Source organism: Lactobacillus delbrueckii subsp. delbrueckii DSM 20074 = JCM 1012 (genome assembly GCF_001433875.1).
Lineage (GTDB): Bacteria > Bacillota > Bacilli > Lactobacillales > Lactobacillaceae > Lactobacillus > Lactobacillus delbrueckii.
Window position 1 is genome coordinate 20,913 of the sequence record NZ_AZCR01000004.1, and the last position, 22,621, is coordinate 43,533.

Consider the following 22,621-nt stretch of genomic DNA (forward strand, 5'->3'; position numbering starts at 1 on the left):
AATCAAAAGCAGGATGATCAGCCAGCTCTTCCGTAATCAGTTACACCATTTATATCGTGCCATTACACCATTTGTATCACATTTTTGTTTACACCAGTAGTAATCCAGCACGTTTTTTAGCATTACTAAAATATAATTTTTGAAAGTCGTCACAATTTAAGACTTCATAATATTTGTTAGCCAGATAATTTAAGGAGCAATAAACTCCTTCTTTTCTACAAGGTAATTGTCTGTCTCCTGGTTACCCAAACTGGTATAGGCTATTTTTTCCAATTTACCGGCTTTTTGGCTATAATTAGATTAGATATTTCATGACATAAAGGAAAAAGATTATGACTGCAGACCTGCAAAATTCAAGACATCACTTAGGAAAACTGGTTGGCGTCAATAAGCGTGAAAATTACTATGAGCTTCATTACGCGACCGGCGAGATCGCCCGCGTCTACTTGATCGCTAATGGCATCTTCCGCTACTGGCTGGATCCAAGTCAAGAATTTGACGAAACTGACGACATGCTGGTCAAAGGCATTGAGCCCGACCCGCAATGTTTCGCCCGGGCCACGGCCCACGCGACCAGCGACATGTTCATCATCACCACCGGCAGCTGCAAGTTGATTTTCCAGCAGAAAACCGGCAGCTTCAGGATCTTTGACGAGTCTGTCCACCGGCCGCGGATGGTCCAGGCTTCCGCCCTCGAACTGAGCGGCAAGCACAGCATCGAAATCCTGAAGCAAGGGCAAAACGAATACTACTACGGCGGCGGGGTCCAAAACGGCCACTTCAGCCACAAGGGTGAAAAAATCACCATCAAGACCGACGGTATCACCGGGGCTGACGGCGTTCTGGCTGCCGTGCCTTTCTTCTGGACCAACGCCGGCTTTGCCGAACTACGCAACACGACCGCGACTGGCCACTATGACTTCGGCCGGCAAAATTCCCAGCTCACCATCCTCAGCCACCGGACCCCGGTCTTTGACAGCTACTATATAATAGGAAACTCTCCGCAAGAATTGCTGTCCAGCTTCTATTATTTGACCGGCAAGCCCTTCATGCTGCCCAGCTACGCCCTCTCCTTCGGCCACCTCGGCAACTTTCTTGACGGCTCCTGGCAAGAAGCTGACGGCAAGGGCCATGAAGCAGTCCGCTTTGAAGACAACCGCTACTACACAAGAAAGACGGAAAACAGCGGCCACCTGCCAAGCTTAAACGGGGAAAAGGACTACCAGTTCTCCGCCCGGGCCATGCTGGACCGCTACCAGCGCTGGGGCTTCCCGTTATCCTGGATCATCCCCAACTACGAAAGCCAAACTGCCGCTAAGCCCGATGACTTTGCCGCCTTTGCCAGCTATGCCCAAAGTCGCAACTGCCATCCAGGCTTCTGGAGTGAAAAGGGCCAGCCTTTAGCCCACCACAGTGAATTTGCCGCGGTCGACGACCCAAGCAGCGACTTGACCGCCGTCACTTCCGACCTGGCTAAGGAAAATCCGAAAGCCAAGCCCCTTACCCTGATCCGCGACAGCCTCCTTCCTTACCAAAGCCAGGCTGCCCTGGCCTTCGGCGATGTCAGCGGTGACTGGTCCAGCATCAAAACGCAAATCTCTACCTTATTAGGTGCTGGTTTGTCTGGCCTGCCCTTCATCGGGGCCGCTGCCGGCGGCAAGCACGGCCAGGAAAATGCCCAAGTTGCCGTCCGCGACCTGGAATGGAAGACCTTTACCCCGCTTCTCTTCGCTATTGACGACCAAAGCCCCTTCAGCAAGACGCCTTTCGCCTTCAACAACAAGGTCTCCCGGATCATGAAGGCCTACCTCGGCCTGCGTGAGCAGCTGAAGCCTTACCTTTATGCCCTCAGCCGCCAGGCCCAGGATGGCCTGCCCCTGGTCCGGCCCCTGCTTATGGCCTTTCCGCATGAACAGGTTGGCTACGGCCGGGACTTTGCTGATGAATTCATGCTAGGCGACCAATTGCTTGTTGCGCCAATCGTCAACGGCAAGTCTGACAATCAAGGCCTAAGCGTCCGCGACCGGATCTACTTGCCCGACAAGCAGACTGTCTGGATCGACCTCTTTACCGGCGACCGCTTGATGGGCGGCCGGGTCTACAACCAGCGCAAGTACCCCCTTTGGCAATTGCCCGTCTTCGTCAGAGGCGGCAGCATCTTCGACCTGGGCAGCCGGCACTTCGTTCTCTACCCGCAAGGCGGCGACGCCACCATCAGCACCTACAGCGACAACGACCAAAGCGACTACAAGCACAACAGCGCCCAAACCGTCATCCGAACCCATGTGGCCGACAGCAAGCTGCGCGTGATCATCGAACCGACCACCGGCTACTACCCGAACATGGCCATTAAAGAGCAAACCTTCTTTTATATATACTGTGACCAGCACCCAGATGAAATCCAGCTCCGGGCCGGCGACGAGGAAGTCGTTACCTTGACTGAATACGGCACGCCGGAAACCCTGCAAAGAGCCAAGGAAGGCTTCTACTACGACAACAAGTTCTGCTGGCCGGAAGGCTTCAAGGACTTGGGCGCAACGCCTCGCCCGGCTTTGATCATCAAATTGCAGGAGCGGGACATCAAGCAGGAAAAGCTGGAAATCCTGGTCAACAACTTCCGCTTCGCTAATGAGCAGCTGGTTCACCAGATAACCGACGCCGCGCTGCCCCTGCCGGGCAAGGTTGAAGTCGACCGGGACAAGATCAGTGCCCACTCTTTGACGGTCAAGTGGGCCCAGCGGACGCCTAGTGTCCAGATTGAATTGAACGGACTGCTCTACACCGGGATCAGCGGGAACATCTTCACCTTTACCGACCTGGCCGCCAACACTGGCTACCGGTTGCGCCTGCGCTATGAAGCTGGCTACAAGGTATCCGAATGGTCCGACCTCTTGCAGGTCAAGACCAAGCGGGACCCGCGGGACTTTATCATCTCCAATGTCAAAGTCACTTCCAGCCAGGAAAGCGCAAGCGGCCACCAGCTGAAAAACCTCCTGGATCGGAGAATGTCAACCGACTGGCAAAGCACGGGCAAACCAAGCGAAGACCAGCCGCTGACTTTGACCTTCAGCTTCCCGGACCAAACAGAATTAAACAAGCTGATCTACGTGCCAAGAGCCAGCAGCCGGGATGGCCGGCCTTTGCGGATGCGGGTGGAAATCTCCACCGATGGGAAAAACTTCACCAGCTACGGAACTGACTACCAGTTTAACAGCGACTGCAAGAACAAGGTTATCGGCCTCAGAGGGGTCAGCGCCAAAGCTGTCCGCCTCAGCATTCTGGAAACGACCGGCGATTACGCTGCCGCCAGTGGCATCGACTTCTACCGGCCCCTTAAATAAGCCGTAATTTTTTGATATTTTTAGACAAAAAAACAGTGGAAAGCTTCGTAAGGAAGCTTCCACTGTTTTTCTTTAATCGAATCCGAGATATTCTCAGATTCTTTTCGCTGAGAAGGCAAGGATTAAATAAAATGTTGTTCGGGTTTGTGCGTTAACCCTTGTCAGCACCTACAGTAATCCCACTGACGTAGAACTTCTGCATGATGATGAAGAGGATCGTGATTGGGATAGCGATGACGACACAGCCGGCCACGAATTGGGCGAAGTAGGCCGTCGCGTTCCCCTTTGAAGAAGAAAGCATGTTGTACAGACCATACGCGATCGTGTAGGTCTTTGGGTCACCTGAAGTTGAGAGGATGATCCCGGAGAAGATGAAGTCTACCCATGGTGCCATGAAAGTCGTTAAAGCTGTGTAGACGATCATCGGCTTGGAGAGCGGCAGGCCGATCTTAGTGAAGATCTGCCATCTGGTTGCACCATCCAGTTCAGCTGCTTCATCCAGTGACCGCGGGATCGTGTCGAAGAAACCCTTGGCAACGTAGAAGCCAAGGCCGGCACCACCGACGTAGACCAGGATCAAGCCGCCCAGGTTCAGCATGTTCAGCCCCTTCAAGATGTAGTAAAGGGCGATCATGGACATGAAACCAGGGAACATGCCCAAAACCAGGGCAATTTGCAAGAATGGCTTGCGGAGTCTGAAGCGTAAGCGGGACAGGACGTAAGCAACCGTGATTTGGATGAAGGTTGACAGAGTGGCGGAAATGATGGCCACGAGCAAAGTGTTGATAATCCAGTGCAGGTATGGGAACTGGGAGTTGGTAAAGATCCCGATATAGTTCTGGAAGGTCCATTTTTCAGGGAAGAAAGTTGAGATAAAGCCAGTATCGTTGTATGAGAAGCTGGCCAAAACGATCCAGAGGATGGGGATCAGCCACAAAATTGCTAAAATCGTCAGCAATAAATATCTGAAGAAAAGGGATACTTTTCTCTGGTTAGAGTAAGACTTCAATTTTATCCCTCCTTAAACGCAGTGGTGTGACGGTAAGCGATCAAGGAAATCGTCGCACTCAAGATGAAGATCAAGATGCCCAGAACGGCTGAGGCGTTGTAGCGCTGCTGCTGACCGAAGGTCAGGTTGTAGAGCCAGTTGACCAGAAGGTCGGTTGAGCCGGCACCGTTGTAGTTGTTGTTCATTGGCTTACCACCAGTCAACAGGAATATAACGTTGAAGTTGTTGATATTGCCGATGAATTGCTGAATCAAGGACGGACCCATCACAAAGAGGATCTGCGGGAAGGTAATGTTGTGGAAAATCTGGAAGACGTTAGCCCCGTCGATTCTCGCGGCTTCAATCTGGTCTTGTGGCAGGTTTTGGATAATCGCCATGGAAACCAGCATGGAAACCGGAATACCAATCCACATGTTGACGATGATAACCGTCAGCCGGGCTACCCAAGGGGCAGCTTCATTGTCAATGAAGTGAAGCGGCCCTGAGATCCAGCCCCAGTTTTGCAACAGGGTGTTCAAAGGCCCCTGCGCGTCCAGGAATTGCGCGATCAGTAGCAAGGAAACGAATTGCGGTACGGCGTAAACCACGATGAAGATCGTCCGCCATACTTTCCGGTGCTTGATCCCCTTGGATTCAATCAAGAGGGCCAGGAGAACCCCACCTAAGAAGGTGGTTGCCGTGGCAGCTACTGCCCAGATCAGGGTCCAGCCCAGGACAGGGAAGAAAGTCCCGGCCAGGTCCCCGCTCAAAACATTGCCGAAGGCCTGGAAACCAGTCCAGGAGAAGCCGATCGGGTGTTGGCGGTCGTAGTTGGTAAAGGCCATGGAAATCATGAAGACAGTTGGCAAAACAGTGAAGAGGAGAATCCCCAGCATAGGAATAAACATTAAGGTCGCGTGCAGGCGGGAGTCCAGCAGGCTGGCCAGTTCTTCCTTGTTGGTGGCAATGTGCTTGCCATCACGCTTCTTGATGTAGTTGGCCCGGGTTGAGCGCAAGTTTGTGACATAGAGGCAGATGAAACCGATGACCAGGAAGAGGGCCATGATCCCGAAGAGGAGGATCAAGACTGAGTTATCTGGCTGTTTGGTCACGTAAACGCCTTGCGCTTGGTCAAAGACAACCTTCTTGGTCTTGTTTTCCCCAAGGTTGCTCAGCATGCTGAGGGCACTGACCCCGCTAAAGATAAACCAGACCAGGAAAACAATTTCACTGATCAGCAGGCTGAACCCCTTGGCCCACTGCTTATTCTTCAGGGCGCTGACGCCCATGAAGAAGAAGGACAGCTTATCAGCCGCGTCCCCCTTGGACCAGACTTCTTTGTAGCTGGCTGTCGGAGGAACATGTCCTTTTCTTTTAAACATTTTTAATTACTCTCCTTCTCAAGCTTAATTAAAGTTGTTGCTGCTTAATTAAATTACTTTTGAGAAATCTTCTTTGAGAACTTGGCAAGTTGCGCCTTGTATTGGCTGGGCTTGATCTTGCCGTCGTAAGTACCGCTGATCAGAGGAGCTGCACCGTCCCAGAAGGTTGCCATTTGCGGCAGCTTTGGTTGCAGAACTGAGTTGCCCGGTTGCGCCATTTCGATAACGGCCTTGGCAACTGGGTCGTTTTGCACGGCACTTGAGTTAACAGCGCTCTTCAAAACTGGGATTTGACCAGCCTTTTCGTGGGCGATCAATTGTGACTTCTTGTTGGTGATGTAAGCAGCCAATTGTGAAGCGGCCTTGGCGTTTGAAGTGTGGGAGTTAACCGCGAAACCTTCGATACCCAGGAAGGTTTCCAATTGCTTCTTCTTGCCGCCGACAGTTACTGTTGGGTACTTGGCAACAGCGAAGTTCTTGCCCAAGATCTTCTTGATGTTGGCAGCGTTCCATGGGCCGTCCATGATGGCGTCAGCATTGCCCTTCTTCAATTGGTTTAAAGCGTTTGAAGTTTGCATTACGCCCTTGTTGCTCTTTTGCTTGGCAATCCAAGTCAAAGCGTTGACACCGTTTTGGCTGTTGAAAGTTGACCCCTTTAGGTTTTCACCGTTTTCCCCGTACAGGGTAGTGCCAGCTGAGAAGAAGATTGGCCATATGGTGTAAGCGTTGGTGAAGTCAGTAGCCAGAACACCCTTGGAAGTCAAAGTGTCCCAGTCCTTAACATCATTAGCTGACAGCTTGGACTTGTTGTAGTAAATCGTGTCGGCTTGTTGAGCGTATGGGTAAGCGTAAACCTTGCCCTTCCAGGTAACACCCTTGGAAGCCTGGCTAACATAGTTCTTCTTGATGTTGGCAGTGTCACTTGGTGACAGCGGGTTGATGTAACCAGCGTTTGCCATTTGACCTAATTGGTCGTTTGGAACTTCAAAGACGTCGGCTGCTTTGGAAGCATCCTTACCAACGTCAGTCTTGACGTTAGCGGAACCGTTAGGACTTTGGGTAACCTTAACGGTAATGTTTGGATACTTCTTGTGGAAGTCCTTAACAATGTCCTTGTAGTAGGGTACTTGTTCAGTGTCTACCCACAAAGTCAATGATGCCTTCTTGTCGGCAGTTGATGATGAACTACTGCTGCTCTTGGAGCATGCTGACAAACTCAAGGCAGCCAATACTACTGCGCTGCTCAAAGCAGCCTTTTTAAAGAAACTCATTTTTTCCTCCTAAACAAACAATTGTTTTTTTACATCACCTTGCAGCCTTTAGCTGCAAGGTGATTAGCTGAATTAATTTTTCTTAAGCGTCCGATATTTGCTGGAATTAATCGGTAATCGTTACTTGCGTTTCCTTGTCAAAGAAGTGGGCGTTGTTCAGGTTGAAACCTGCCTTGACGCTGTCACCTGGCTTGTGGAAGTCACGAGCGTTGACAACGCCGACGAATTCGGTCTTGTCAACGTTCATGTAGAGCTGGCTGGTTGCACCCAGCAATTCGGAAACGACAACCTTTGCGGAAACGACTGCTTCCGGCCAGGTTTCCAGGAAGGCTTCTTCCATGTGGATGTCTTCCGGCCGCAGGCCCATCACAATAGCCTTGCCGTTGTAGCCCTTGGCATCCAGAACCTTGGCCCGGCCTTCCGGCACCTCGAGCTTGATGCCCTGGCCGTCGTCGATGTAACCGTCCTTGTAGGTCACGTTGAAGAAGTTCATCTGCGGTGACCCGATGAAGCCGGCAACGAATTGGTTGGCTGGCTTGTTGTAGACTTCCTTCGGCGTCCCGATCTGCTGGATCCGGCCGGCGTTCATGACAACAATCCGGTCAGCCAGAGTCATGGCTTCAGTTTGGTCGTGGGTAACATAGATGGTGGTCGTCTTCAATTTCTGGTGCAACTTGGCGATTTCCGCCCGCATGGAGACACGGAGCTTGGCGTCAAGGTTGGACAGAGGTTCGTCCATCAGGAAGATCGGGGCGTCACGCACGATCGCTCTCCCCAAGGCAACCCGTTGTCTTTGACCACCGGACAAGTCGGCTGGCCGCCGTTCCAGCAAGTGGGCCAGGCCCAGGACTTCAGCAGCGTTCTTGACCCGCTTGTCGATTTCGGCCTTGTCGTAGTGGCGCAGCTTCAAGCTGAATGCCATGTTGTCGTAAACCGTCATATGCGGGTAAAGGGCATAGTTCTGGAAAACCATGGCGATGTGGCGGTCGCGGGGAGCCACGTCGTTCATGACCTTGCCGCCGATTTCCAAAGTCCCTTCAGTGATGTCTTCCAAACCGGCAATCATCCGCAAGGTCGTTGACTTACCACAGCCAGACGGGCCGACAAAGACGATGAATTCATGGTCGCCAATGTGCAGGTCAAAGTCTGAAACTGAGTAGTCATCCGCGTTTGGATACTTCTTGTAGATGTGATTTAAGTTGATTTTCACCATTTTTTCTTACCCAATTCCCTGCTTCAAAAACCTTCTCAATCTCGGTCAAATCCAAGGCGCTGGTTGAACCAACGATGTAGTCGGCCCCCTTCAAAACGATCGGATCGCCAATCCCGACCGCGAACTGGCCGGCCGCCTTGATTGCCGCTACGCCTGCTGGCGCGTCTTCAAAAGAAATTACTTCATTCTTCTCCAAACCAAGCAGTTCCTGGGCCCGGATGTAGATTTCCGGATCTGGCTTGCCGTGCTTGAGGGTAGCCGGGTCAACCCGGGCATCAAACATGTCTGCAAGTCCCAGCTGCTTCAAGATCAAAGGAGCGTTCTTGGAAGCTGAGGCCAGAGCCAGCTTCAGCCCTTGGCCCTTCGCCTGCTTGAGCAGGTCGTCCATCTTTGGCAAGATGTCGGCCCGGGTCATGTTCTTGACCGCGTTCACGTAAGCCGCGTTCTTCTTGGCTGCCAGGGCTTCTTTTTCTTCCTGGCTGTAGTCATTTTCCTTGTGCCCGTATTCCAGGATGATTTCCAGGGAATCCATTCTGGACAAGCCGCGCAGCTTGTCACCGAATTCTTCCGGCAGTTCGATCCCGATACCGCGGGCCAGGTCTTGCCAAGCCTTGAGGTGGTAGACTGCTGAGTCAGTGATGACCCCGTCCAGGTCAAAAATTAATCCTTTAAGCATTGGCTTTGTCCTTCTTTCAGAGTTACTTCTTGGTCCCAAACCTTGACTGGCAAGTCTTCACCAGAGAGCAGGGTCAGCTTGACTTCCTTGTCCTTTTCAACCTCCAGGGCCAAGATGCGGCCGCGGTAGTTGATCTTAAAGCTGTAGCTGGACCACTTCTTCGGCAGGAATGGGGCAAATGCTAATTTCCCATAAATTACTACTCAAAGTACTCTATTACTTGATATATCAACCTTTTAGAGGATTTCGTTGAGTTTAAGTTACAACTCAAAAAATATTATCTTAAACTTCGAAAAAGGCCGTAATAGTAGGCTTTTTAGACATTGAGTTGTAAAATCCTGGGAAATTAGCAGCAAAGCTGATGCCGTCTTCGTTGTAGCGCATGCCGGCAAAGCCTTGCACGATGGCCAGCCAGCTCCCGCTCATGGAAGTGATGTGCAAGCCGTCAACCGTGTCGTTGTTGTAGTTGTCCAGGTCCAAGCGGGCAGTCCGTTCGTAAAATTCAACCGCCTTGTCCTGCTTGCCCAGTTCAGCAGCCAGGATGGCGTGAATTGACGGGCTCAAGGAACTTTCGTGAACCGTCATTGGTTCGTAGAAGTCGTAGTTTCTTTCCTTTTCTTCCTTGGTGTAGTGGTCGTTCAAGAAATAGATCCCTTGCAAAACGTCGGCTTGCTTGATGAACGGTGACCGCAGGATCTTGTCCCAGGACCAGTGCTGGTTCAGTGGCAATTGGTCAGCCGGGATGGTGTCCTTGCTTCTGAGGTCCTTATCCAAGTAAGTGTCGTGTTGGACGAAGATGCCCAGCTCCTTGTCTTCCGGCAGGTACATCCGGTCGACGATGTCTTGCCACTTGGCCAGTTCTTCGTCAGTTACCTGCAGGCGCTTCTTGGCTGCTTCAGTGGCCAGTGGCCAGCGTTCCAGAGTGTAGCCCAGAAGCCACTTGGCCATGGTGTTGGTAAACCAGTTGTTGTTAACGTTGTTTTCGTATTCGTTAGGACCGGTTACCCCGTGGATCATGTACTGGCCCTTGCGCTTGGAGAAGTGGACCCGGTCAGCCCAGAAGCGGGCGGTTGAAACCAGGACATCCATGCCTTCATCCTTGACGTAGGAGTCGTCGCCCGTGTAGCGGGTGTATTGGTAGATAGCGAATGGAATGTCCGCGTTCCGGTGGATTTCTTCAAAAGTGATTTCCCACTCGTTGTGGCATTCAATCCCGTTGAAGGTAACCATTGGGAAGAGGGCACCCTTCAAGCCTTGCTGGCGGGCGTTGTGGAAGGCACCCGGCAATTGAATTGTTCGTGCCGGTATTCCAAGAGGGACTTGGTAACTTCCTTAGGCGCTACGGCCAGGTACATTGGCACGATGAAGGCTTCAGTATCCCAGTAAGTAGCACCGCCGTACTTTTCACCGGTAAAGCCCTTCGGCCCGATGTTAAGGCGCGGGTCACGGCCGTAGTAGGTCATGAAGAGCTGGAGGATGTTGAAGCGGATCCCCTGCTGAGCGGCCGGGTCACCGTCAATCGTCACGTCACAGCTTGCCCAGCGCTTGTCCCAGACAGCTTCATGGTCGGCCAGGTTCTGGGCAAAAGTCTTGCTGGTCAATTTGGCCATCAATTCGTCAGCCTTGGCGGCTTGTTCTTCATCAGCCACGTCCCGGCTGGTGATGACGATGACGTCCTTTTCCAGTTCCCAGCTTTGGCCGCTGGTCAAAGTCTTAGCGAACAGTTCACTGACTTCACCGCTGGCGGTCGTCACGTCACCGGAAATGACTTCCCCGTCTTCCCGGGTAACTTCCTTCAAGAGAACCGTGAATTGCGGAGTGCCGAAGTTGTTTGGCTTGGTCCGCAGCTGGATGCTGCGGCCGTTAGCATCTTCATTTAAGGCATCCCAGAAGCTTTCTTCGTAGTTGCTGTCTTCGTTGACCACGTTCCCGTTCAAGTGGCTGGCAATCTGCAGGTCAGCCTCACCACTGAGGACAGTGGCCTTGACCTTGATCAAGGCAGCTTCCTTGATGACGGAACTAAGGAAGCGGGTGAAAGTAAATTGAACCCGGCAGTCCTTGCCTTCATAAATAAAACTTCTTGTGAGCAAACCTTGATGCATGTCCAGGCACAAGCTGAAGTCACTGATTTTATCAGTTGCCAGGTCCAGCTTGTGGCCGTTGATAGTCACTGGCATGTCAATGAAGCTTGGGGCGTTCAAAGTCTTGCCGAAGTAGTCCGGGTAACCGTTCTTCCACCAGCCGACCCGGGTCTTGTCCGGAAACCAGACGCCGGCGTAGTAGGTGCCTTGCAGGCTGTCGCCGCTGTAACCTTCTTCAAAGTTGCCGCGCAGGCCCATGTATTCGTTGCCAATTGAAGTCATGCTTTCTTGAAGACGCTTGTCTTCTTTTGAAAAGGTATGACTGGTCAATTTCCAGGGATCAATTTCAAAAATTCTTTTCATCACTATTCTTCCTCGCTCAAATCATTCTGTAATCATTATCAGCTAACATGCAAACGCTAACAAGATTTATTTTTATGTTACCGTTAACAGCTTCTATTTCACACTCAGAACATAGCCCTTGCTTGCCAGCTGGTCGGCTTCATAGCCCCGGCTCAAAGCGGCTTCCGCGCTTAAGCTGACGGCTTGCCCGGTCGTGTTGAACCAGCCTTCGATCGTTTCCTTGCCGGTCCGCTTAACATGGATCAAACCGTTTTCTTCAACTTCCAGCCAGGTCTGCCCCTTGCTCAGGCTTTCCCAGTGCTGGCGGCGGAAGGCGATGATCGCTTGAACTGCCTGCCAGACCGGACTGCCTGCCTGGCTCCAGTCCATTGGCTTGCGGCAGTCAGGGTCGTTGTCCCCACTCATGCCCATTTCCGTCCCGTAGTAGATGCACGGAGAACCGGTTTGCATGAAGGTGAAGGCCAGAGCCTGAAGGGCCTTGTCTTCATCTTCACCGGCCACCGTCTTGATCCGGGCAGTGTCATGGGAGTCCAAAACGTTCAGCATGGCTGAATTGCTCTGCTCTCTGTATAAGAAGAGCTGGTCAGTCAATAATTCGGTCATGGTCTTGGCGTCCTGCGTCCCCTTAAGGAAGTGGTCAGCAATCTGGCCGGTGAATGGGTAGTTCATGGTACCGGAGAATTCATCCCCGTTCAGCCAGGACTGGCTGGAGTGCCAGGATTCGCCCAGGACGTAGAAGTCCGGCTTAATGGCCGTAACAGCGGCCTTGAACTTCTTCCAGAATTGGTGGTCGACTTCGTCTGCCACGTCAAGCCGCCAGGCATCGATATCGAATTCCTTGACCCAGTAGGTCGCAATCGTCAAAAGGTAGTCCACGACTTCCGGGTTCGCGGTATTCAATTTCGGCATGTGCTTTTCAAAGGCAAAAGTCTCGTAGCTTGGATCGGCCGGGTCATACGGTTCAACCGGGAAGCGGTTGATGTGGAACCAGTTGGCAAAGCGGGAATTAGGGCCGTTTTTCACGACATCCTGCCACTGCATGGAGGAGTCGCCCATGTGGTTGAAGACCGCATCCAGCATGACCTTCATCCCCCGGGCGTGGGCTTCGTTGACCAAGCGGGCAAAAAGTTGCTTGTCCCCAAAGTCCGGGTCGATTTCCAGGTAGTCGATCGTGTCGTACTTGTGGTTGGAGCTGGCCTTGAAGATCGGGCAGAAGTACAGGCCATTAATTCCCAAGTCCTGCAAGTAGTCCAAGTGGTCCAGCACCCCTTGCAGGTCACCGCCGTAGTAGTCTTCCCGGCCTGGGTGGTCGCTTGGATTCCAGTCCTTAACGCCCTCCGGGTCATTGCTCTTGTCCCCGTTTGCAAAGCGTTCCGGGAAGATCTGGTACCAAACCGTTTCCTTGACCCAGTCCGGGCTCTTGGTCATGTCGACCGCGTGGAAGTAAGGGAGCTTGAAGTAGTTGTTCGGGTCCTCGTAGCTTTCCTTTTCGTTCTTTCTGAAGCCCCGGTCACCATAAACCCATTCCTCGCCGTCTTCACCATGAATTTCAAAGACGTACTGGGCCCGGTGCAAAGGCAAGGTCACCGTCGTTTCCCAGTAGTCGTTTACTTGGCCGTGGCCGGCCAGGTCCATGGCCTGCTTTTTCAAGTTGGTCAAGGGTTCGTGGACGTCACAATAGTGAACGTAGACTGCCTTGACGTCGCGGCCCGTGTGCAGGCGCAGCTTCATGGTATCCGTCGTCACCAGGTAGCAATCTTCGCTTTCAGGTCTGTGTCTAACTGCTGCTGTTTGCATTTTTCTGTTTCCTCGCTAAAAAATCATCACGTTGGTTATTACTTGTTGCTTGTTTTATTGCTTATTTTTTCTTTTGCAAAACTACCCCGGCAAAAGGCATCAGTGTCAGTTCCTTGCCCTGCAGGTTGATGCTGCCGGCGGTTAAGACCGGAGTCAGTTCTTCTGGCAGGGTCAAGTGCTCCTTCTTGGCGCTGAGGGAAACGACCACTAAAGCCCGGTCATCCCCTAAATCCCGCTGGTAGACCAGGAGGTCTGCTTTGGTATCCAGCAGGTAGTAGCTGCCCTTGGTAAACAAAGGCGTCTGCTTCAATTTCAACAGCTGCCGGTAGAAGTTGAGCATGCTGGCTGGATCCGCGTCTTCGCTGGCCACGCTGACCTTGTCCCGGCTTCTGCCCGTCAGCCAAGGCTCAGCAGTGCTAAAGCCGCCATACTGGCTGTCGTCCCAAGGCATTGGCCCCCGGGCCGGCAATTTGTGGGTCTGGCTGGCCATTTCCAAGGCCGTCTTTTCGTCTACCCCGGCCTCGCCAGCTTCCTTAACGAAGTCAGCCACCGTCTCATCGGCAAACTGGTCTGCATTATCAAATTCCAGATTGTGCAGGCCTAATTCTTCCCCGTAGTAAATCACCGGGATCCCCCGCTCCAGGTACATGGCCATGGCCAAAGACCGCTGCTGGACCGGGGTCTTGGCGACCCGGGTGGCCAGGCGGGCCATGTCATGGTTGCTCCAGTACAGGGTCGGCGCGGCTGACAAGGTCTGCTGCCAGACGGTTTGGTTTTGCTTAAAGGCCAGCCAGTCAAACTCTTTTGGTTGGTATTGGCCGCTGAAGTCCGGGTTAACTGAATCTTCTTTTTCCGTAAAGTAGCGGAAGGTAATGACTGAGTCCATCAAATTTCGCTTAGGATCGGTGTAGTCGACCGCCAGGTTGATGCTGGCGCTGGCTGCTTCCCCCAAAAGCAGGAGGTCCGGAAATTCTTCCCGCAGGCGGGCACAGAAAGGTGCCAGCCATTCCTGCACTTCCGGCCGGTTGGCGAAAAAGTCTTCCGCGATAATCGGCTTATCGTCCTCACTTGGGTAGGACTGGCGCAGGTCGGCCTTGGCGATGTGGATGAAGGCATCCAGGCGCAGGCCATCGACCCCCTTCTTGAGCCAGAACTCAGCCGCCTTGAACATTTCCTCGCGGACAGCCGGATTCTTCCAGTTCAAATCCGGCATTTCCTTGGCAAAAAGGTGGAAATAAGACTGGCCCGTTCCGGCCGGGTCTGCTGCCCAGCAGCTGCCGCCAAAGAAGCTGCCCCAATTGTTCGGCCGGACACCGTTTTTACCGGCAAAAATGTAGTAGTCCCGGTAAGGGCTGGCCGGGTCACTGACCGCGGCCTTGAACCAAGGGTGCTGGTCAGACGTGTGGTTTAAGACGAAGTCCATGATCAGCTTGATCCCGGCCTGGTGCAAATCGGTGACAAGTGCTTCAAAGTCTGCCATGGTCCCCATGACCGGGTCAATCTTGTAGTAGTCGCTGACGTCATAACCGTTGTCAATGCTCGGTGACTGGTAGATCGGATTCAGCCAAACGGCGGTGATGCCCAGCTGCTTTAAGTAAGGGATCCGCTGGCGGACACCGTTTAAGTCGCCGATGCCGTCGCCGTTGCTGTCTTGAAATGATTTCGGGTAAATCTGGTAAATAATGGCATTCTTTTGCCATGCATCCTGCTTAGTCATGTTTCTTTTTCCTCCAGTAAAAATTTAACCATATGAAGGTTAGCGCTTACAATACTGACCTGCCTGTTATCGGTAACAAAAGCCAAGCAAAAAAGCATCCCTGAGGATGCTTCAGCTGCTATTTGGTTGATTCGGCCTCGCTCAAGGTCGGTTCGATAAAGACCTCCCCTTGCGGCGCGCCGTTTTGGGCAATTTTTCTTAAAATGAGTTCCGCCAGCTTCTCACCGACCAGCCAGAGGTTTTGCTTGACGGTCGTGATCGTCGGCGATGACACCCGGTCTAAAAGGACCCCGTCATAGCCGATCACGCCAAAGTCTTCCGGAATCTTGGCTTCCGCCTCCACCAGGGCCTGGATGACCCCCATGGCAATCCGGTCGCTGGCACAGACAAAGCAGGTGTTCTTGGGACATTCGCCCAAGTGGTCCTGGATAAATTCCCGGGCCGCGGCTAAGCTGTTTTCCACCCGGAAGACGCTGGGAATCTTCTTATTTTGCTGCATGGTGTTGACATAACCAGCTTCTCTGGAAAATTCAAAAGCCTCACGGACATCGATGCCGATAAAGACCACATTCCGGTAGCCCGCCTTCAAGGCATACTTGGTCGCCATGGTCTCACCCAGCAGGTTGTTGGTGTCGACAAAGTCGTAGCCGCCCCGGTTCTCGCCAAACAGGACGAAAGGCTGCTTAAGCTCGTTCAATTGGGGGTAATCATCAGTCCTAGCTCCGGTGATCACATAGCCGTCAGCTGCTCCCTGGTCCAGCTGGCTCCCCTTCAAGAGCAGCTGGAGGGAATAGTTCTGCTTCTTCAACTCCGTCGCCATGCCAAATAAGACATTGGTAAAGTAAGGGTCGGTATCGTCGACGTCTTCTAAAATCACGAACTTCACCACGCTGGTCTGGTTCTTGGCCAGGGCCCGGGCCGCGTTGTTGGGGTGATAATTCAATTTGTGCATGGCGTCTTCAACAACGACCTGCAGTTCCGGAGCAACCAGTTCGGGGTGGTTGATCACCCGGGAAACGGTCATCTTCGACACATGGGCCTTGCGAGCCACATCTTCTAAAGTAGCGGTTCTCTTCAAGCAAATTTCCTCCCATCAAGGATTCCTAGTTTAAACTTTTCCTTCTTCACTTCCTATGCTAGATTCTAACACAAAATAATATATTTTTTGTAAGTTAAAAAATCCGCTTTCAAAAAATAGGATTATTCTTTACATATTAACTAATCTATTTATTTTTTCACCCGGCAGAGAAAGGCCGTGTAAGCTGGCAGGACAGCAGCCGACAGGTCTTCCGGGACAGGCCCGTTAGCCAGAAGGACTTCCTTGACCTTATCCGGCAGGGAGACTTCCTGCTCCTCGCCAGTCAAGTTGCAGACAACTAGCCACTTGTCTTCCGCGTTTTCCCGGTGGTAGGCCATGACGGCATCTGCCGTGTCCAAAAGTTCAAAGGACCCATCGGTCAAAATCCGTTCCTGGTGGCGGAGGGCAATCAGCTTCTTATAGAAATAATAAATTGAATCCTGGTCATTCAATGCATTTTTTACGTTTATTTCCTGGCAGTTAGGGTTAACCGCCAGCCATGGCCGGCCGCTGGTAAAGCCGGCGGAAGCTGAAGCATCCCACTGCATTGGGGTCCGGGCATTGTCCCGGCCCCGGGCATTGATGGCCTTGATCAGGTCCTCCTTCTTCCAGCCCTCTGCCAGCCGCTCCTGGTACATCCGCCGGGCTTCGATGTCTTCTACCTCGTCGATAGCCGAAACCGGGCAGTTGGTCATCCCGATTTCCTCACCTTGGTAGATGTACGGGGTTCCCCGCAAGCCATGCAGGAGAAGGGCCAGCATCTTAGCGCTGCGCTCGCGGTACTGCTGGTCATTGCCTAAGCGGGACACGATCCGGGGCAGGTCGTGGTTGTTCCAAAAGAGGCTGTTCCAGCTGTGGTTAAAGTCCAGCTTCTGCCACTTGGCCAGGACATTCTTCAAGTCTCCGTAGTCAAGGGGCTTGATGTCCCACTTTTCCTTGCCGGCCTGCTTGTCCAGTTCCGTGAATTCAAACTGGAAGACCATGGACAGTTCTTTTCTGTCCGGGTCGCTGTACAGAGGAGCGTTGTCTAAAGTTGCCCCCCAGGTTTCCCCGACCGTCAAAAAGTCCCGGTCGCCAAAAGTCTCCCGGTGCATCTCCTGCAGGTAGTCGTGCAGCTTAGGGCCGTTAGCGGTAATCTCTTCTTCCGGGACCTTGCCGATCAGCTCGATCATGTCCATCCGGAAGCCCCCGATCCCCTTGTCAATCCAGAAGTTCATCAGGTCGTAGACCTTCTGCCTTAGGGCCGGGTTCTTCCAGTTGAGGTCCGGCTGCTCCTTGGCAAAAAGGTGGAGGTAGTACTGGCCAACCTGGTCGTCATATTCCCAGGCGCTGCCGGAAAAAGCCGACTTGAGCTCATTGGCCTTGTCCGCCCAGACATAGTAGTCGTGTTCCGGAGAGGAAGGATTTTTCCGGGCTTCGATAAACCAAGGGTGCTGGTCAGAGGTGTGGTTGACCACCAGGTCCATCACGATCCGGATTCCCCGCTTCTTGGCCTCACTGATTAATTCGTCCATGTCCGCCATGGTCCCGTACTGGGAGTCGATGGCTTCGTAGTCGGCTATGTCATAGCCGTTGTCCACGCCTGGTGACTTGTAGACCGGGCAGAGCCAGATGGCATCGATGCCCAGGTCTTGCAGGTAATCCAGCCGCTTGATGATCCCCCGCAGGTCGCCGACCCCGTCGCCGTTTGTGTCCTGGAAGGACTTGGGATAGATCTGGTAGATCACGGCCTGCTTCCACCATGGTTCTTGCTTTTGCTTTTCTGCTGTCATTTTATTTCCTCAAACTCTCATCTAAATTCAGCTGAAGCGCTGTCATTTTTTCTACAAGTTTAGTATAGGAAAAACAAGCGCGGATGCAAGCAGTTACCGCTAACCAAATCAAAAAAGAGCTGCCCGGGCAGCTCTCGTAAATAATAAATCCATTTTTCGTCTATTGGTAAAGCTGGGTCAGCTTGTCCTTGTTTTCATCGTAGTTGATCCCGGAGAAAAGATGGTCCAGCCACTCCAGGCTCAAATTGAACCAGCGGGCCGTGTGCGGGTTGCCCTGCCAGAAGATGTCTTCCGTGGACAGTTCCGGAGTGGCCAAAGAGTAGCCGTGGTAGCCGATGTCAAACATGTGGGCCTCGCACTTGACCTTGTTTTGGAACAAGGCTTCCTCATAGGCCAGGGCATTGGTCGGCAGGCAGATCGGGTCGTTCCAGGACTGGAAGATGAAGGTTGGCGGCGTCTTCGGACTTACCCCCAGGGCCGTGTCGACCAGCTTGGGGTCAGGCGGCAGGGCCCCGTCAGCCCGGCCGCCGATTTCAAAGGCCACCTTGTGGACGTCAGTCAAAGGGTAACCCAGAATCGTGGCATTTGGCCGGACCTGGTCCCCCTCATAGCCATAGCTTTCCTGGTATTCAGCTTCATCAGCCAGGTAGTTGGCCGCGCTGACAATATGGCCGCCGGCGGAAAAGCCAATAGTCATGATCTTGTTTGGGTCAATCTGGTATTCAGCAGCGCGTTCGCGGTAGTAGTTGACCGTGCTGAGAACGTCCAGGCCGGCATCAGGATAGATCATCCCTTCATCTTGCAAAAGATTGTAGCTGACCACGCAGGCGTTGAAGCCCCGGCTGACATAGGCCAGGGCCACCGGCTCACCTTCCTTGACGGAGAGGTGGGTGAAGGAGCCGCCCGGCACGACGATGGCCAGGGGGCGAAGCTTGTTTAAGGGAGCGTGGCCGCTTTTAACCGTGTAGGTCTGCAGCTGGTAGGTCCGGCCGTTAAAGTTCTTGATCTCTAGTTTTTTCGTTTCCATTTTTTGCCTCACTTTGCCGGCTCATCCCCTTGGCCAGCAAAAAGGTCGCCAAAGGAACCGTCAGCAGCACACCGAGCAGAGAATACATGATGATCAGTGCTTCGTTTACAAAAAGTTTATCATTAATTACCTCACCAAAGGAATAGTGGAGCCGGTAATACCATAAAAAGAGGGACAAAAAGCTGCCAAACATCCCGTAAATGATGGTGTTCATAGCTGTGCCCAAAACGTCGTAGCCGATGGCTGCCCCGCTCTTCATCAGCTGCTCTTCCGTAATATCCGGCTTGGCCTTCTTCAGTTCCAAAATCCCCGAACTCATCGACACGGCGGCTTCCGCCACCGCCCCAAGGGCGGAGAAAATGGCCACGGTGACGGCGATCTGCCCGTAGCTGATCCCCGGCATCTGGGAGTGACCCAGGAGGATTTCCCCGGCTTCCGGCCCCAAACCGGCGGCTTGGGCCAGGTATTGGATGCCTAAGATCAAGACGCTGACGAGGGATAAGACGATCAAAGAGGCATAGAAGGAATTTTTAGCCACGGTATAGTCATGGGTGCCCAGGAAGATAATCGTGGCCAGCTTGAGGGGCACGAAAATCGCGGTGATGATGGGAATGCTCAAGCCCCAGGAGATAAGCATGGCCACCAGGACCAGCAAGAGGCTGTTGATCAAGACGCTGAAGAAGCTGCGGATCCCGGTTTCCCCGCCGATGATGGTCATCAAGATAGCCAAAACGATAATTAAAGCGCCAAGGCTGCTCATTCTTGCTTACCCCCTTTCTGCGGCTTTTTTAAAAAGAGGAGGCTGCAGAGGCTGGCAAAAACGATGGTCAAAACGATCCCGATTGCTGAAACCGCGCTCTGCGTCGCCCCTAAGGACATGGTGAAGTTAAAAGTCGTCGCGATAGTGTTATTGTCCCGGAAGTACAGGATTGTTTCCGGCAGGGCTTCAGAAATGAAGATCAAGACCAAAACATTGATCAAAGGCCCCATGATCTCCTGCCCCATCGTCCGTCCGCTGGCCAAAAGATCCTTAACGGTGATCTCGGGCTTGTGCTGGATCAGTTCATACAGGCTGGAAACGATGTCCGTCGCCTCGTCCATAACTGCCCCAAGTACCCCCAGCAGGGCCTGGGCCATGAAGATCCCCCGCGTGTCCTGAGTGGCATAGTCGCCCATTTCATAGTTGAGGTAGGTCTCCCCGGTCAGTTTGATAACGGCATAGCAGAGGGCAAAAGAGACAAAGACCCCGAGCAAGGTTGCCAGCCAGGTGACCAGCATCTTTTTGTTTACCCCCTGCACGATAGCCAGGCTGAAGAAGGAGAAGACGATGTCAGCCAGGGAGAACATCCAGATGATCCCGGCCCCGTTGACCGCCACGTCCCACAAGATCAAGCAGTAAAACAGGATCCAGCTGATAGCCATGGAAACGATCAAGTGCCAACTCCGCCGGCCGACTACCGCCACCATCAAGGCCAGGGTAATAACCAAGGTCATGACCAGGATCCAGTCTCTTTTTGGTGAAACTAGGGCCAGGCTGCCATCAGTCACTGTCACGAAGACCCGCTCGCCTGCCCGGTACTTCTGGGTGACCAGCTGGGAAGGGTAGTAGGTGTTGACCGTTTCAAAGGTCTGCCCTTTGTACTTGCCGGTCAAGACTTGAACGTGCAGGTACTGCCGGCGTTCTTCATCCTTGTTGCCGTAAATATCAGTTTCTTTTTTCAGCAGGCGGTCCTTGATCTTCGTGTCCGTGATCACCGCCACCGGGTTCTTGTAGCCGGTCGTCTTAAAATAGGTCAGCGCGGCTAGGCCCAGACCCAGGGCCAACAGGACCAGGGCGGCCAGGATGCGCTGCTTTTTCGTTTCCATCCTCTTTGTATTTGCCTTTCCATTTTTTGCTTATTTTTAAGTGACAGTCAGTCCCTTATTATTTTAAGCAAAAAAGGACCGCTTTCGCGGTCCCCTTTGATTCTTAAGTATAATTTAGCAAATCACGCGATTATTTGAAAATCTTCTTCCACCAGGGAGTCTTCTTGGGCGCCAGCTGCATGTCAGCCAGGGTCCGGTAGGTTGGCGCCCCCTTGGCCGCGTTCTCCTGGGCCCGTCTGAGCAATTCCTTGTGAACTTCCTGGTCGCTCTTGGCCATGTCAGCCACGACCTGGGCCCTTTTCTGCTCCGGAGTGACCGGCTCATCTTCTAAAAAGCCGTCATCAAAATCCGGCAGGTCCAGGACATCAGCCGCTGGCTCAAGGGAATCTTCCGGCTTTTCCGCTTTCTTAGCCGCTTTCAGCTGGGCCAGCTGCTCTTTCAGTTCAGCAATTTCCTGGTCCTTGGCGGCCAGGGCAGCTTCCAGCTGGTCTTCCCTGGCTGTCTTGACCGGTGCTTCTTCCTTTTCACCAGCAAAAAGTTCCTGGGCCGCCTGGTCGACCTTCTGCCCTGCCTTGACCAAGTCCTGCATTTGCTTCAAAACTGTCAAGTCTTCCGGCCGGTAGCGGCGGGTATTCTTGACCCTGGGAAAGTAAGCTGGTGAAGCAGCCTTCTCCACCGCCTGCGAATACTTGCGCAGGGTGTTCTCGCTGACCCCAAGGGCCTGGGCGGCTTCACTAGTCTTCATCTGCTCACTTTTCTCACTCATGTTCTGACTTTCTTTCGCAAAAAAACTAAATTTTCAAAGTACTTTTTTCTTAGTCGTGCTTGTGCAGGAGAGTCTTCTTGTGGGCGTAGCGCTCTTCAGCCAGCCTGATCAAGCGGGTGATCAAGTCTGGGTAAGAAATCCCGGCTTCTTCAAACAGCTTCGGGTACATGCTGATGTTGGTAAAGCCTGGCAGGGCGTTCAATTCGTTGAAGATGACTTCCCCGTCGCTTTCTCTAAGCATGGAGTCAATCCGGGCCATGCCGCTGCACTCAGTGATCTGGTAGATCTTCAAGGCGTTTTCCTGGACCTTTTCCGCGGTTTCTGCCGGAATCTGGGCTGGAATCTGCAGGGTCGTGGTTGATTCTGTGCTGTACTTGTTTTCGTAGCTGTACCAAGTATTGTCGGCGTTGATGATCCGGCCGACCCCGGAAACTACCGGGTGGTCGTTCCCCAAAACGGCGATTTCAACTTCAGTGCCTACAATCCCTTCTTCAACCAAAACCTTGTCATCGTACTTGAAGGCTTCGGCCAAAGCTTCAGCGTAGTTGCTGTCGTCAGTTACGTGAGTGATGCCGACGGAAGAACCCTGGTTGGACGGCTTGACGAAGAGGTTGCTGGTGCCCAGCTGGCCGCTGACCCAGTCGTAGCTGAGCTTTTGGTTCTTGGCGTCCTCATATTCGTAGCGCTTGATAGATACCCACTTGGCTACCGGCACGCCGGCTCTTTGGGCCAGGATCTTGGTGAATTCCTTGTCCATGGTTACGGCTGCCGCTAAAACGTCAACCCCGACGAAAGGCTTGTCGATCAAGCGGAAGAGGCCCTGCAGGACCCCGTCTTCACCCAGGTTGCCGTGAACGATTGGGAAGAGCACGTCCAGTTCCGGCCGGGAAGCCAGCTCGATCAAGTTGGAAAGGTTGGCCGTCTTGTCATTTTTTTCCACCATGTAGCCCGGCTCTTCCAGAACCTTGTATGAATCAGCTTCACTGGCCACGTAGCCAGAGTTCGTGATCCAGATCGGGTGCACGTCAAACTTGTCCTTGTCGATTGCCTTGTAGATGTTGCCGGCTGAAGTGATTGAGACTTCGTATTCGGAGGAGTTCCCACCAAAAATCAAACCAACTTGTGTTTTTTTCGTCATTGTTTCGTCTCCTTTTATCAATCTGTATTATACCGAAAACTCGGGCTTTTGGCGCACTTTCCAGGCAAATTTTAAGTTTTTTTAGTGAAAGCGCTTAATGGCGAAAAAAGCAAAAAATCAGCTATAATATAAACTAGAAAGGGGT

Annotated in this window: 15 protein-coding genes and 2 pseudogenes; 1 reads left to right on the plus strand and 16 read right to left on the minus strand. The window is 52.8% G+C overall.

Annotated elements, in window-relative coordinates; genetic code table 11:
• Positions 1-332: 332 nt before the first annotated feature.
• Positions 333-3,341 (plus strand): TIM-barrel domain-containing protein, encoded by a 3,009-nt coding sequence (locus tag FD23_RS01545; protein ID WP_052933525.1) that lies wholly within the window; start codon positions 333-335, stop codon positions 3,339-3,341.
• Between the two features lie 151 nt (positions 3,342-3,492).
• On the opposite strand, the gene FD23_RS01550 is transcribed toward FD23_RS01545, so the two are convergent.
• The 16 genes and pseudogenes from FD23_RS01550 to FD23_RS01620 form a co-directional block, all read right to left on the minus strand.
• Positions 3,493-4,350, minus strand: a complete 858-nt coding sequence (locus FD23_RS01550; RefSeq protein WP_025895439.1) for a sugar ABC transporter permease — start codon at positions 4,348-4,350, stop codon at positions 3,493-3,495.
• 2 nt (positions 4,351-4,352) lie between these two features.
• On the minus strand, positions 4,353-5,711 hold the full coding sequence (locus FD23_RS01555; RefSeq protein ID WP_025895438.1) for a carbohydrate ABC transporter permease: 1,359 nt from the start codon (positions 5,709-5,711) through the stop codon (positions 4,353-4,355).
• A gap of 53 nt (positions 5,712-5,764) precedes the next feature.
• Complete coding sequence (locus FD23_RS01560) at positions 5,765-6,982, minus strand: extracellular solute-binding protein (RefSeq protein ID WP_025895437.1); 1,218 nt, start codon at positions 6,980-6,982, stop codon at positions 5,765-5,767.
• A 106-nt stretch (positions 6,983-7,088) separates the two neighbouring features.
• On the minus strand, positions 7,089-8,195 hold the full coding sequence (locus FD23_RS01565; RefSeq protein ID WP_025895436.1) for an ABC transporter ATP-binding protein: 1,107 nt from the start codon (positions 8,193-8,195) through the stop codon (positions 7,089-7,091).
• 22 nt (positions 8,196-8,217) lie between these two features.
• Positions 8,218-8,871, minus strand: a pseudogene (gene pgmB, locus FD23_RS01570) (beta-phosphoglucomutase); the annotation flags it as partial.
• Complete coding sequence (locus FD23_RS10120; RefSeq protein ID WP_080988389.1) at positions 8,856-9,068, minus strand: glycosyl hydrolase family 65 domain-containing protein; 213 nt, start codon at positions 9,066-9,068, stop codon at positions 8,856-8,858. The gene FD23_RS10120 and the pseudogene pgmB, both read right to left, overlap by 16 nt.
• Positions 9,069-9,183: 115 nt before the next feature.
• Positions 9,184-11,315: pseudogene (locus tag FD23_RS01575) on the minus strand (glycoside hydrolase family 65 protein); the annotation flags it as partial.
• 93 nt (positions 11,316-11,408) lie between these two features.
• Positions 11,409-13,112 carry a glycoside hydrolase family 13 protein gene (locus FD23_RS01580; protein ID WP_025895434.1) on the minus strand — a complete coding sequence of 568 codons (1,704 nt, stop codon included), beginning with the start codon at positions 13,110-13,112 and terminating at the stop codon, positions 11,409-11,411.
• A gap of 61 nt (positions 13,113-13,173) precedes the next feature.
• Complete coding sequence (locus tag FD23_RS01585) at positions 13,174-14,829, minus strand: alpha-glucosidase (RefSeq protein WP_025895433.1); 1,656 nt, start codon at positions 14,827-14,829, stop codon at positions 13,174-13,176.
• A gap of 118 nt (positions 14,830-14,947) precedes the next feature.
• Positions 14,948-15,907, minus strand: a complete 960-nt coding sequence (locus FD23_RS01590; RefSeq protein ID WP_025895432.1) for a LacI family DNA-binding transcriptional regulator — start codon at positions 15,905-15,907, stop codon at positions 14,948-14,950.
• 149 nt (positions 15,908-16,056) lie between these two features.
• Entirely contained in the window at positions 16,057-17,679 is a 1,623-nt protein-coding gene (locus FD23_RS01595; protein WP_025895431.1) for an alpha-glucosidase, read from the minus strand.
• A 160-nt stretch (positions 17,680-17,839) separates the two neighbouring features.
• Positions 17,840-18,706 (minus strand): alpha/beta hydrolase, encoded by an 867-nt coding sequence (locus tag FD23_RS01600; protein ID WP_016395950.1) that lies wholly within the window; start codon positions 18,704-18,706, stop codon positions 17,840-17,842.
• On the minus strand, positions 18,672-19,466 hold the full coding sequence (locus FD23_RS01605) for a YibE/F family protein (protein ID WP_003616198.1): 795 nt from the start codon (positions 19,464-19,466) through the stop codon (positions 18,672-18,674). The genes FD23_RS01600 and FD23_RS01605 overlap by 35 nt, the downstream gene beginning before the upstream one ends.
• Positions 19,463-20,572 (minus strand): YibE/F family protein, encoded by a 1,110-nt coding sequence (locus FD23_RS01610; RefSeq protein ID WP_025895430.1) that lies wholly within the window; start codon positions 20,570-20,572, stop codon positions 19,463-19,465. The genes FD23_RS01605 and FD23_RS01610 overlap by 4 nt, the downstream gene beginning before the upstream one ends.
• A 130-nt stretch (positions 20,573-20,702) precedes the next feature.
• On the minus strand, positions 20,703-21,338 hold the full coding sequence (locus FD23_RS01615) for a helix-turn-helix domain-containing protein (RefSeq protein WP_052933524.1): 636 nt from the start codon (positions 21,336-21,338) through the stop codon (positions 20,703-20,705).
• Positions 21,339-21,387: 49 nt separating this feature from the next.
• Positions 21,388-22,476, minus strand: coding sequence for a D-alanine--D-alanine ligase family protein (locus FD23_RS01620; RefSeq protein ID WP_025895429.1), 1,089 nt, complete (start codon positions 22,474-22,476; stop codon positions 21,388-21,390).
• Positions 22,477-22,621 lie beyond the last annotated feature (145 nt).

Excerpts from the sequence above, each read along its gene's own strand:
- FD23_RS01545 (WP_052933525.1), top strand. The coding sequence starts at position 333 with ATGACTGCAGACCTGCAAAATTCAAGACATCACTTAGGAAAACTGGTT.
- FD23_RS01555 (WP_025895438.1), bottom strand. The coding sequence starts at position 5,711 with ATGTTTAAAAGAAAAGGACATGTTCCTCCGACAGCCAGCTACAAAGAA.
- FD23_RS01560 (WP_025895437.1), bottom strand. The coding sequence starts at position 6,982 with ATGAGTTTCTTTAAAAAGGCTGCTTTGAGCAGCGCAGTAGTATTGGCT.
- FD23_RS01565 (WP_025895436.1), bottom strand. The coding sequence starts at position 8,195 with ATGGTGAAAATCAACTTAAATCACATCTACAAGAAGTATCCAAACGCG.
- FD23_RS01580 (WP_025895434.1), bottom strand. The coding sequence starts at position 13,112 with ATGCAAACAGCAGCAGTTAGACACAGACCTGAAAGCGAAGATTGCTAC.
- FD23_RS01585 (WP_025895433.1), bottom strand. The coding sequence starts at position 14,829 with ATGACTAAGCAGGATGCATGGCAAAAGAATGCCATTATTTACCAGATT.
- FD23_RS01595 (WP_025895431.1), bottom strand. The coding sequence starts at position 17,679 with ATGACAGCAGAAAAGCAAAAGCAAGAACCATGGTGGAAGCAGGCCGTG.
- FD23_RS01600 (WP_016395950.1), bottom strand. The coding sequence starts at position 18,706 with ATGGAAACGAAAAAACTAGAGATCAAGAACTTTAACGGCCGGACCTAC.
- FD23_RS01605 (WP_003616198.1), bottom strand. The coding sequence starts at position 19,466 with ATGAGCAGCCTTGGCGCTTTAATTATCGTTTTGGCTATCTTGATGACC.
- FD23_RS01610 (WP_025895430.1), bottom strand. The coding sequence starts at position 20,572 with ATGGAAACGAAAAAGCAGCGCATCCTGGCCGCCCTGGTCCTGTTGGCC.
- FD23_RS01615 (WP_052933524.1), bottom strand. The coding sequence starts at position 21,338 with ATGAGTGAGAAAAGTGAGCAGATGAAGACTAGTGAAGCCGCCCAGGCC.
- FD23_RS01620 (WP_025895429.1), bottom strand. The coding sequence starts at position 22,476 with ATGACGAAAAAAACACAAGTTGGTTTGATTTTTGGTGGGAACTCCTCC.